Consider the following 11,153-nt stretch of genomic DNA (forward strand, 5'->3'; position numbering starts at 1 on the left):
CGGATCGCTGCATCGCGACGAGCGTCGGTACCGGTCTCCATGATTTCCTGCTGCCGGTCCATGGAAGAGCGAAGCCGATCGAGCCCACGGGCGGATAGCACACGATCCCGCGCCGACTGTTCGATATCGCCTTCTTTTGAATCTTGGGGAAGGTACCCAATATCGCCGGACCGGATAACAGTTCCACCGTAAGCCTGTGTTTCTCCCGCCAAAATACGCATGGTCGTTGTTTTGCCTGCACCGTTGCGGCCCACAAGACCGATGCGATCCCCTGCTTGGACGCGCAGATGGTGTCCAGGTGCTGTCAGAAGTGTTCGCGCGCCAACGCGAACGTCAAGATCCTCGGTGGTAATCACAAGCCGGCAGTATATCGCGTGGAAGCAGCTTTGTTCACACCGCCGACTATGGCCTTATCGTTGGGCGAACTAATCAGTGATTTACGAGAGGCGCCGTCCCTCGTTCCAGTTTCGACGCCGCTCTGACGATACAGTGAGGTTATGCATTTTTCGGTGGTCGGGCTAGGTCCTGCAGGAACAGCAGCGTCTGTTGCTGCGCTCCGTTCCGGTTATTCGGTGGAGTGCTGGGACCCACATGGCCCGCATTACCCGCCGACGATGGGTGCCTGGGCACACCAAATACCGAAATGGCTACGTCAGCATCCGCATCCATATCTTTCCCAGTCTCGGCCACGTGTGTGCGGCGACAATTGGGACGCCGCCCTCCCGGAAACGTATGTCATTCTCAATCCGGATGCATTACGCGAGGTGTTGCGGAACGCGGGCGACACACAATCTCTCTCTATTCATGACCAGTGGTATAAATCCAGGCATGACGACGCGCACGTAGTCATTGACACACGCGCGGCGAGCGGTGGGTTCGTCCCAGTCCGGCAACTCGCGGTAGGGCTAGTCCTCCCCGAGCGTCTTCTACCCCGCCATCACCGTCAGCCGGTGCTGATGGACATGCGAACGTTACCCGGCACTTCTTCTCCCCGCCCGACATCCGACGACGGTGCATCGACGACGGGCCATCCAGGCGTTGATGTGCCTTCTCGTATGACGTTTAACTATCGGATGCCTCTGGGGCACGGCCGCTGGTTAATCGAAGAGACAATTGTCGCAACGCTGTGCCGAGGTCCCGAGCACTCGCCACATTCTGAAACAGCACAATTGGAATACTTGCGGTGGGCGCTGGATAGGAGACTCGAGCAGTTCGGTATTGACCCAGAAATCGCGCGTCGGCACGCTGTTCGCGAGGAAGTCGTGAGTTTTCCCGTCGCGCCCCTACGCCGACGAATCCCGCACGTAGCACGTCGAAACAATGGTGTGACAAGCATTTTTCCATGGGGTGCGGCCGCGGGACTGATGCACGCTGCTACTGGTTACAGTATCGGAGCTGCGGTAGATCGGGCTGATAAAGAGATCGGCTGGGCTGCCCATTGGGCCCGATACCCGCGCCTTCTTCAACGAATCGTCGGAGCAGTACACGGGCCTCCCGGCGGATGGGTAGCAGGATGGCTTCAACGGCGTGGTTTGGGCGCAACTCTCCAACTGAAGCCAGAGGAAATGCGGCTTTTTTACCGCGAATTCTTCGCCATGTCTCCGTCACGGATTCGCGACTACCTGACGTCCTCTCACGGGTTGGATATCGCCCGATCCATGGTGTGCGTTGTTGCTCGCCTCGTGAGGGTGATGATTAAACCGGACGGACATTCACGACAGGAACGTAAAGCCGAACGCGCACTGGCCCGACGCACGTTTATGTCTTTGTTGCGTGGGAGTACCACCCCGCTCCCACGTCGGTAAGTCATATCGATAGGACGCGTCGGTAAGAAATGCCCGAACTCAAGCCGAGCTAGACAGCGAACCCGAGGGCACGGAGTTGCTCTCTGCCCTCTTCAGTAATCATGTGTGGTCCCCACGGCGGAGTCCACACCCATTCAATGCGCATATTGTCAGCAATACCGCGACCGACAACGGCATCTGTGGACTGGTCTTCCAGCATGTCCGTGAGTGGGCAGGCAGGAGAAGTCAATGTCATGTAGACCACAACATTGCCATCCTCGTCGACCCAAATGTCGTAAACCAATCCAAGATCAACAACATTGATGCCCAGCTCAGGGTCGACGACATCGTACAGGCTGTCCTGAACCGCATTAGCAATTTTCTGCTGATCATCCCCCATCGGCGGTAGGTCAGGAACGCTAGGGATAGACCCATCTATCCCCGTGCCCGGCCCTGTTACCGAACCTGCGTCGTCATAGGATTCATACGAACTGGCAGCTTGATCTTGTGTGGTCGTGTCGTCTTGTGCCATTGGAACTCCTCGTTCTTCTTGAGTGTGCACTATCTACGGGGATCACCCGGCTGTCATTGTTTCCACGTACTGCTTTGTCCCATGATGCATCGATGATGTCCGGCTTGGCATAACCACTAGCCGCCATCAACCGAAACTAGGAACTTGTTGTTGGCGACGATGAGTTCAGCTGTGCTGCGGCTTTGTCGTGGCCCGCATCAGCCATCGCCTCAGTGGCAGCGGCTTGAAGAGCTTTCCACGCTAACAGCGCGCACTTAACGCGAGCGGGGTATTGAGCAACACCGGCAAATGCGATCCCGTCTCCAATGAGATCCTCATCGCCCTCAACCTTCCCACGGGACGTCACCATGCGTTCAAACTCAGCCAGTTTCTTCGACGCGTCGTCGACACTTTGGCCGATCAATTCTTCGGCCATCACCGACGTCGACGCTTGGCTGATTGAGCACCCCGACGCCTCGTAGGAGATGTCTTGGATCGTTGACCCATCGTCGGAGAGCTGAACACGCAGGGTTATTTCATCACCACAGGACGTATTGACGTGGTGAACCTCTGCATCAAAAGGTTCCCTCAAGCCTGCATGTTGCGGATTCTTATAGTGATCCAGGATCACTTCCTGGTACATGGATTCGAGTCTCATCGCGTCACCCCAAAGAAGTCTCGTGCACGACAAATAGATTCTGCCAGCTTATCCACTTCGTCGAGAGTGTTGTAAATATAGAACGACGCGCGCGCCGAAGCCTGGATCCCCATCCGACGGTGGATAGGCCACGCGCAATGGTGGCCAGAGCGGACAGCGATGCCGTCGTCGTCAAGAACCTGGCTGAGATCGTGAGGGTGGACCCCGTCGAGAGAGAAGCTCACCGAACTGCCCCGGTGCTCCGGCGTTGTCGGGCCAATGATGCGCAGCCCATCAATATCGTTGAGTTTCTCCAAAGCATATTTAGTGAGCATGTGCTCGTGCTTTTCGACAGCGTCCATTCCGATGGCCTGGAGGAATTCTACGGCAGCTCCGAGGCCGACAACTTGGCTGGTCATCTGTGTTCCAGCCTCAAACCGCTGTGGTGGCTCTGTGTATCCGGAGTGGTCCATCTGGACTGTCGTAATCATGGAACCACCAGTGAGGAAGGGTGGCATCTGGGCGAGGATGTCCGCCTTACCGTACATGACCCCTACCCCATTCGGGCCCAGCATTTTATGTCCCGAAAAGGCGGAAAAATCGACGTCAAGTGTGTGGAAGTCCACTGCTTTGTGCGGAACGGACTGGCATGCATCGAGCACCGCCACTGCCCCAACACTATGCGCACGCGACACAAGCTCTTCGACATCGGGCTGGGCACCAGTCACATTCGATTGATGCGTGAACGCGACGACCTTCGTGCGGTCGCTCAACGTCAGGGAATCAAGATCGACGCGTCCATCGTCGGTCGCTGAATACCACTTCAGGTGGGCACCTGTCCGGCGGCACAATTCCTGCCACGGAATCAAGTTAGCGTGATGCTCGATTTCCGTGACGACGACTTCATCGCCCTCTTTAACCTGGAACTCCCCGGCGCGATCATCGCCTAAGAGGTAGGCGACTTCGTTGAGTGCCTCCGTGGCGTTTTTAGTGAATGCAATTTCTGGTTCATCGGCCCCGACGAAATGCGCGATGCGTTCGCGCGCATCCTCATAGGCTTCCGTCGCTTCTTCTGCGAGTTGATAGGAGCCGCGGTGAACGGGCGCATTGGTGTGGGTGAGGAAGTGGAATTCTTCGCGCAGCACACGTTCCGGTCGTTGTGATGTGGCACCGGAGTCTAGAAAGATGAGGGGTTTATCGTCGCGAACAGTACGGTGCAGGATGGGGAATTCCGCGCGCACTGCGTCGACATCCAACACCCCGTTTCGTGTGAGCTCTGGAATTTCCACCGTCAGTAACCTTCCTCCTGCAAGCTTTCGCTGGTTGCATCTAAAAAGTGTGTGAATAAAAAGTGAATGGCGAGGTCGTCATGATCGCCATTCACTGTGGGGCTGGTTAGCCTACGAAAGCGTCGTAGCCTTCTTCTTCGAGCTTGTCGGCGAGCTCAGGGCCACCCGTCGTAACGACGCGGCCGTTGGCGAAGACGTGCACAAAGTCAGGGCGCACATAGTTCAGAATGCGCTTGTAGTGCGTAATGAGCATGATTCCGCCATTGTTCTGCTCTTTGTAGTCGTTGATCCCCTGGGACACGATCCGGAGGGCGTCGACGTCGAGCCCGGAGTCTGTCTCGTCGAGGATGGCGAACTTGGGCTTGAGCAGCGATAGCTGCAGAATCTCGTGACGCTTCTTTTCGCCGCCGGAGAACCCTTCATTGACGGCACGCTCGGAGAATGAGGTGTCGATCTTGAGTTCTTTTTGGGCGTCTTTAACTTCCTTGATCCAGTCACGAAGCCGTGGAGCTTCTCCACGTACCGCGGTTGCTGAGGTGCGGAGGAAGTTAGCCATGGACACGCCGGGAACCTCAACCGGGTACTGCATGGCGAGGAACAAACCGGCTCGGGCTCGTTCATCTACAGACATGTCGATGATGTTTTCGCCGTCTAACAGCACTTCCCCGCCGGTAACTTCATAACGGGGGTGGCCGGCAATCGTGTATGACAGGGTCGATTTGCCCGACCCGTTGGGGCCCATGATCGCGTGGGTCTCACCTGAGTTGATGGTCAGATTGACGCCCTTGAGGATTTGCTTGGGCTCTTCCCCGGGTTCGGTGGGCTTGACGACGGCTTCGAGGTCGCGAATTTCGAGGGTACTCATTGTTCTCCTTGTGTTTGATGATCCGTGAGATACAGCTAGTGACGCACGGTAGATGGATTAGCTCAGTGAATTCAGCTCGTCGAGGCTGACAGTGTCGAGTTCCTCGGAGACGCGTTTTTCGAGTTCATCTTGGACGGCCGGTATCGGGATTCGTGAAATGACTTCGGTGAAGAATCCGTGGACGATAAGGCGTCGGGCAACGGGTTCGGGGATCCCACGGCTCATCAGGTAGTAGAGCTGTTCGTCGTCGAAGCGGCCGACGGTGGCCGCGTGACCAGCGCCGATGATTTCGCCGGTGGCGATTTCGAGGTTCGGAACGGCATCTGCGCGCGCGCCCTCGGACAAGACGAGGTTCATGTTCTTCTCGTATGTGTCCGTGTTGTCGGCCTGTGCGCGGATGAGTGCGTCGCCAACCCACGCTGTGCGTGTTTCGGGGAGGTCCGAGGTGGGATCGCCTTGGAGTGCTCCTTTGTACATCACGTTGGAGCGGCAATTCGCCTCAGAGTGGTCAACGAGTAGGCGTTGCTCGAAGTATTGTCCGTCGTCGGCAAAGTACACACCGGAGAGTTCGCAGTCAGCCCCGGGCGCTTTGAACGCTACGTGGGAGATATTGCGGACCACGGAGCCGCCGAATGCACTGTATCCGTGGCGCATGACGGCATCGCGATCTAGTCGGAGCTGCTCATTGGCCAGGTGGACGGCGTCGTCCTCCATGTCGTCGATAATGGCGACGTTGATATGCGCACCTGTTCCAATCGAGTACGAGTGGAAATCTGCGTAGTTGCCGTGCCCCTCGAATCGGAGAACGACGTTGGCTTCGGCGTGTTCACCAGCGACGACGGCGAGCGCTCCGAAGGACGTGGTGTCGGGGCCAGTTCCCGTGAACGTCAACGTGATGTCGCCGTCGACAACCGTGTTGTCGTCGATGGTGAGGACGGTTCCGCGTTGAAGGCTGGCGAAGACCTGCGCACCGACGCGATCCACGGGGGCTCCGGCTGCGCGAAGGCGGTCATCGTCGGCCGGAACCTCTTCTACGTGTACGCCGGATGTTCCCTCAGGGATATCTGCGGTGACCGGGTTCGGCGCGTGTTCACCGGGGAACGACCCGTCGTGAAGCCCGTTGAGCCGTCGCAACGGAGTGAAACGCCAATCCTCGTCGCGACCGCGAGGGACGGAGAAATCGTCGACATTGAACGACGTGAAGACGTCGCCTTTTGTTTTAGCCCCTGTGGTGTTGGTTGTGTTGGCGTCGAACGCGCCGACTTCTTTTGCCTTGTCGGCGGCAGCTTCGACATCCTCGGCCTTGAGTACGTCAGTCATCTATCCCACGGATCCTTCCATTTGCAATTCAATGAGGCGATTGAGTTCGAGGGCATATTCCATGGGCAACTCTTTCGCAATGGGCTCGACAAAGCCACGAACAATCATCGCCATGGCGTCGTCTTCAGCGAGGCCTCGGCTCATGAGATAGAAGAGCTGATCCTCAGACACCTTGGAGACCGTAGCCTCGTGACCAAGGGAAACGTGGTCATTACGGATGTCATTGTATGGATAGGTGTCCGACCGCGAAATCTTATCGACGAGCAAGGCGTCACACTCAACATTGGCCGTGCAGTGATGCGCGTTCGGGTTCACTTTGACGAGGCCACGGTAGGCTGCACGCCCGCCACCGCGAGCGACCGACTTCGACACAATGTTGGAACTCGTGTGAGGAGCCATGTGCACCATCTTGGCGCCCGTGTCCTGGTACTGGCCTTCACCAGCCATCGCGACGGAGAGAACCTCGCCGCGGGAGTACGGCCCAGTCATCCACACAGCCGGGTATTTCATCGAAACCTTGGACCCGATGTTGCCGTCGATCCACTCCATGGTGGCACCCTCTTCGCACTTCGTGCGCTTGGTGACCAGGTTGTAGACGTTGTTGGACCAGTTCTGGATGGTCGTGTACCGGCAGCGACCGCCCTTCTTAACAATGATCTCGACGACAGCTGAGTGCAGGGAATCCGTCTTGTAAATAGGCGCCGTACATCCCTCGACATAGTGGACGTAAGCATCTTCGTCGACGATGATCAGCGTGCGCTCGAACTGGCCCATGTTCTCCGTGTTAATGCGGAAATAGGCCTGAAGAGGGATTTCGACGTGGACACCCTTTGGCACGTAAATGAATGAACCGCCTGACCACACCGCGGTGTTCAGCGCAGCGAATTTATTATCACCGGCTGGAATAACGGTCCCGAAGTACTCTTTAAATAACTCGGGGTAATCGCGCAAAGCCGTATCGGTATCAACGAAAATGACGCCTTGTTTTTCCAGATCCTGGCGGATTTGGTGGTAGACAACCTCAGATTCGTACTGTGCAGCAACGCCAGCGACGAGGCGCTCTTTTTCCGCCTCCGGGATACCGATGCGATCGTAGGTGTTCTTGATGTCCTCAGGGAGGTCATCCCACGTCGCGGCTTGTTTTTCTGTGGAGCGGACGAAGTACTTGATCTGGTCGAAGTCGATTCCGGACAGGTCCGCACCCCAGTTGGGCACCGGCTTCTTTTGGAAGATGGAGAGAGCCTTGAGACGGTTCTTCAACATCCATTCCGGCTCACTCTTTTTTGCTGAGATGTCCTTAACAACATCTTCATCAATGCCGCGCCGCGCGGAGGCTCCGGCTACATCGCTGTCATGCCATCCGTAGTTATATCCACCTCCGATGGATTCAATGATCTCTTCATCACTTTGAGGTGATGATTGTGGCCCGGCAGGAGCTGTCGGTGTTTGGGTCATGAGCTGTGACTCCTCTTATGTTGCGTGTGATGATGGTCAATTTTCCGGAAGTGAAAATTACGGCAGATTATGGACTCATGATGATGTCGACGAAGCTGGCTGGCGTTCACCGCCACTCCCCTTGTCGCGCTTTTGGTTAATAACGGGTTCCAGGGGGATATGCGTTGTACACACCCCGTTCCCATCGACGATGGTGGCTAAAGGTTGAGTGTGGTGGCCCAAGACCTCGCGAACCGCCTGATGTTCAGCGGCACACATCTCAGGAAAGTGCTCGGCGACTCCTTGAATGGGACAATGATGGCGACAGATTTGGATTCCACCGCCAGCTTTGTCCACAGTTGCTGCATACCCGTGCTTACTCAGGGCATCGGCAACTTTGGTGACCATGGCCTCGACATCGTCGGGGTCAGTAAGGCCGGAAACCTCGTCATCCAGCCCCGCTTCGCGAAGAATATCGCTCATCCGCTGCTGGGCGAAGTGAATAACAGCGTTAGGACCACCGGCATCTCGTAGTGCTTCGAGAGCTAGTACCGCGACGCGGTCATAGTCGTAGCCGAAGTTGCCTCTTCCTTTATCCGTTAACCGAAAAACGCGGGCTGGGCGGCCACGTCCGCGAGGCGCTCCACCTGTTGCTGGGGCCTCTTCCGCTAAGCCGTCTGACACCAGATTGTCGACGTGGCGTCGAACTCCTGCAGCGCTTAGCTCCAGCTCTTTGCTTAGCTCGGATGCGCTCATTGTTCCGTGATGAAGGAGGAGAGACATGATGCGTTGACGAGTCTGACCCTCTGGTCCGGGGGCATGGTCGTTCATAGCGCCTTCCTCTCTCACGAAAACGAAGCATCCGACAGGGCGGAGTTTCGTCGCTGCTTGTCATCCGGTGTGTAAGCCCAGGATCGCTTTGTGTTTCACGCCGTCACACGTGAAGTGTCGTGAGTATGAGGCCGCACATGGAGGTCCCTGCCCACGACGGTGCATAGCGTGGGGCTGTCCCCACCTGCGCTATCACACTTTACACAACATTAGTGTGTCGGAATTCTATTCCTACACAGAGGGGGTGGATTACGGTTTGTTTTGCTAGTCCGGACGGGGGATACAAAAACAGTTCAGCCGGCGACGTTGACTACACTCGACGTGATGGCAATGCCTTGGAATAGGCCGTGCTTGAATGTGAGGGGCTCAATGCGCGTGAACGTGTAGCGCGTGGGCCTTATGCGCTGATGATAAGAACTAGTGGGGAAACGATGGGAGGACCTTGACATGGGCACTCGTGGACCATCGTTCTTCCATCGACTCTTAGACATTAGTCGGCGCGAAATTTCCTCCGTCGTCCCGGAATTTGGGGTTGCTGGTTCACGCTCCGCAGAAGTTTTTCACGGTGAAGGCCCGGCGCGGCCCCGCCTCAAGCGTTTCGGAGTCTCCGATCTTCGTCGATTCGCGCTCTTGCGGTGGCTTGGCACTTTCGGATCCGTCTTAATTATGATCGGCGGCTGGGGTGCGGGGGCGATGCCCGTGGTCGACAACACGCTCTGGAATTTCCCCATTGCTAACCTCATGGGCCGAATGTTGTTGACGTCGACTGTGCTTGTGTTCGTCGGCATCGGTTTTCTTGTTACGGCGTGGGCGCTCATGGGCTATTTCGCGTTAGCCGGTCCACGAGAGCACGGTCATGGTTGGGCTACCGCACCGGTGATGGTCCGAACCTTTGTTGCGTGGGTCATTCCTCTGGCCTTTACTGCTCCGCTTTTTACCCAGGACATTTATTCGTATATAGCTCAGGGGGCGATTGCAGCTCGAGGGCTCAACCCGTATCAGGGCGGTCCGGTTGATCTATTAGGCGTGGCAGATCCTCTTGCTCGATCGGTGCCTTTAGTGTGGTCCCATTCGCCGTCCCCCTATGGGCCCGTCGCCATTATGGGTGGCCAAGTGATCTCGTGGTTAACCAACGAGAACATTATGGCGGCTGTTTTCCTCTACCGTCTGGTGTCAATCATCGGCCTCACGTTGTGTGCATGGGCGGTCATCAAGCTCGCCCGTCGCTGTGGTGTGGAGGCATCGGCTGCCTTGTGGCTTGGTGTGTTAAACCCGTTATCGCTTCTTCACCTCGTCGGCGGTATCCACAATGAGTCGATCATGCTCGGCTTGTTGATGGTCGGCATGGAATGGTGTTTCAGGGCTTTCGAGCGTCCACTGGACGAGTCTCCATCCGGGTCCGAGTTTCCCTCCCTGGTTTCTGTAGAGCCGACGGCGTCGGCGTCGACGCTGTTCACGCGCCGAAGCATACTGTATTTCGTTGCCGGCGTCGGAGCGATCTGTTGCGCGATCATGGTCAAAGTGACCAGCATTGTTGCGCTGGGCTTTGTGTGGGTCACGCTCATTCGTTCTATCCACCGCAAACATGCGTGGTTGCTCGCCACCGTCATCGTGGGATCCTTGCTCGTTTTCTTCGTCGTCGGCCTGTCTTTTGCTTCTGGGCTCGGCCTCCAATGGCTCACTGTTCAGGGCGGAGCAGCCGACATCGTCAGCTGGATGTCGATCACCACGCTCCTCGGTATTTTTGCCGGTTTCCTAGGAAGTCTGCTCGGGCTGGGTGACCACACTGAGGCGATGACGTCGTTTATTCACGTGGTGGGGTTGGCTGTTGCTGCGCTGTGGATGGTCCGCATGCTCGTGGCCACCTATCGCGGTCGCCTCCACCCCGTCGGCGGATACGGGGTCGGGATGCTCGTGCTCGTTCTTCTTTTCCCCGTTGTTCACCCCTGGTACGCATTGTGGGCCATTATTCCGCTAGCGGCGTGGGCGAACCGCGCTCTATTCAGAAATACGGCCGTCATCTATTCGATTATTCTCAGTTTCTTCGTTCTGCCTCGCGGACTGAAGTTGCCTGCGTGGAGCGTGACACAGACATATATCGTCGCCGCAGTGAGCTTCGTCGTCTTGGCAGCCCTGGGGTATTTCATCCTCAAAGTCATCGAGGTTCGATCCCCAGGAATCGTGCTCGGCCATCAAGATCCGGCCCACACACCTAAGGCCAAATTCTCACGAAGCACCCACCACAAGACGAGGAAGAACACGGACAATCGTGACCGGTCGCGTTCACTGCGGTAGCAACCGCTGAGTCTCTCTGTCGGTATCAGTTCGTCGCGCTACACTCGTACCCTGTGACTCACTCGAAAAATTCGCGTGGTGATGCGTTAATCCTCGATTCCGTCGTCCGGACTTTCAAGTCCCGGCGGGCCGTCGATGGCATCAGCTTTTCAGTTCGTCGTGGCGAAGTTTTCGCTCTGCTGGGCCC

At 56.9% G+C, this 11,153-nt stretch carries 10 protein-coding genes; 2 read left to right on the plus strand and 8 right to left on the minus strand.

What is annotated here, in order from left to right:
- Nucleotides 1-356, minus strand: a 356-nt coding sequence (locus tag Q3981_RS02065) for an ATP-binding cassette domain-containing protein (RefSeq protein ID WP_303123462.1), incomplete at its 3' end; no start/stop codon positions are given.
- A gap of 141 nt (nucleotides 357-497) precedes the next feature.
- Here Q3981_RS02065 and Q3981_RS02070 point away from each other — a divergent pair.
- Nucleotides 498-1,805, plus strand: coding sequence for a lycopene cyclase family protein (locus Q3981_RS02070; protein ID WP_303123391.1), 1,308 nt, complete (start codon nucleotides 498-500; stop codon nucleotides 1,803-1,805).
- 49 nt (nucleotides 1,806-1,854) lie between these two features.
- Here Q3981_RS02070 and Q3981_RS02075 read toward each other — a convergent pair whose 3' ends face one another.
- From Q3981_RS02075 to Q3981_RS02105, 7 genes are all read right to left on the minus strand, one after another.
- Entirely contained in the window at nucleotides 1,855-2,184 is a 330-nt protein-coding gene (locus Q3981_RS02075) for a metal-sulfur cluster assembly factor (RefSeq protein WP_303123464.1), read from the minus strand.
- 268 nt (nucleotides 2,185-2,452) lie between these two features.
- On the minus strand, nucleotides 2,453-2,953 hold the full coding sequence (sufU, locus tag Q3981_RS02080; protein WP_303123393.1) for a Fe-S cluster assembly sulfur transfer protein SufU: 501 nt from the start codon (nucleotides 2,951-2,953) through the stop codon (nucleotides 2,453-2,455).
- A complete protein-coding gene (locus Q3981_RS02085; RefSeq protein WP_303123395.1) occupies nucleotides 2,950-4,221 on the minus strand; it encodes a cysteine desulfurase in 1,272 nt (423 codons plus the stop codon). The genes sufU and Q3981_RS02085 overlap by 4 nt, the downstream gene beginning before the upstream one ends.
- 106 nt (nucleotides 4,222-4,327) lie before the next feature.
- The gene (gene sufC / locus Q3981_RS02090) at nucleotides 4,328-5,086 is read right to left on the minus strand and encodes a Fe-S cluster assembly ATPase SufC (protein WP_012731590.1); all 759 of its coding nucleotides are present in this window, start codon (nucleotides 5,084-5,086) and stop codon (nucleotides 4,328-4,330) included.
- A gap of 57 nt (nucleotides 5,087-5,143) precedes the next feature.
- Nucleotides 5,144-6,406 carry a Fe-S cluster assembly protein SufD gene (gene sufD / locus Q3981_RS02095; protein WP_303123398.1) on the minus strand — a complete coding sequence of 421 codons (1,263 nt, stop codon included), beginning with the start codon at nucleotides 6,404-6,406 and terminating at the stop codon, nucleotides 5,144-5,146.
- Nucleotides 6,407-7,861: a Fe-S cluster assembly protein SufB gene (sufB, locus tag Q3981_RS02100; RefSeq protein ID WP_046202302.1), complete on the minus strand. Its 1,455-nt coding sequence runs from the start codon at nucleotides 7,859-7,861 to the stop codon at nucleotides 6,407-6,409.
- A 75-nt stretch (nucleotides 7,862-7,936) separates the two neighbouring features.
- Nucleotides 7,937-8,671 carry a metalloregulator ArsR/SmtB family transcription factor gene (locus tag Q3981_RS02105; protein ID WP_303123401.1) on the minus strand — a complete coding sequence of 245 codons (735 nt, stop codon included), beginning with the start codon at nucleotides 8,669-8,671 and terminating at the stop codon, nucleotides 7,937-7,939.
- A 447-nt stretch (nucleotides 8,672-9,118) separates the two neighbouring features.
- Between Q3981_RS02105 and mptB the strand changes: the two genes are divergently transcribed.
- Nucleotides 9,119-10,966 carry a polyprenol phosphomannose-dependent alpha 1,6 mannosyltransferase MptB gene (gene mptB / locus Q3981_RS02110; protein WP_303123403.1) on the plus strand — a complete coding sequence of 616 codons (1,848 nt, stop codon included), beginning with the start codon at nucleotides 9,119-9,121 and terminating at the stop codon, nucleotides 10,964-10,966.
- Nucleotides 10,967-11,153 lie beyond the last annotated feature (187 nt).

Source organism: Corynebacterium sp. (assembly GCF_030530965.1).
In the GTDB taxonomy this organism is placed as follows: domain Bacteria; phylum Actinomycetota; class Actinomycetes; order Mycobacteriales; family Mycobacteriaceae; genus Corynebacterium.

Bases quoted from the DNA above. Each gene is read 5' to 3' on its own strand.
- sufD (WP_303123398.1), bottom strand. From the start codon at position 6,406: ATGACTGACGTACTCAAGGCCGAGGATGTCGAAGCTGCCGCCGACAAG.
- sufC (WP_012731590.1), bottom strand. From the start codon at position 5,086: ATGAGTACCCTCGAAATTCGCGACCTCGAAGCCGTCGTCAAGCCCACC.
- sufU (WP_303123393.1), bottom strand. From the start codon at position 2,953: ATGAGACTCGAATCCATGTACCAGGAAGTGATCCTGGATCACTATAAG.
- mptB (WP_303123403.1), top strand. From the start codon at position 9,119: ATGGGCACTCGTGGACCATCGTTCTTCCATCGACTCTTAGACATTAGT.
- sufB (WP_046202302.1), bottom strand. From the start codon at position 7,861: ATGACCCAAACACCGACAGCTCCTGCCGGGCCACAATCATCACCTCAA.
- Q3981_RS02070 (WP_303123391.1), top strand. From the start codon at position 498: ATGCATTTTTCGGTGGTCGGGCTAGGTCCTGCAGGAACAGCAGCGTCT.
- Q3981_RS02075 (WP_303123464.1), bottom strand. From the start codon at position 2,184: ATGGGGGATGATCAGCAGAAAATTGCTAATGCGGTTCAGGACAGCCTG.
- Q3981_RS02105 (WP_303123401.1), bottom strand. From the start codon at position 8,671: ATGAACGACCATGCCCCCGGACCAGAGGGTCAGACTCGTCAACGCATC.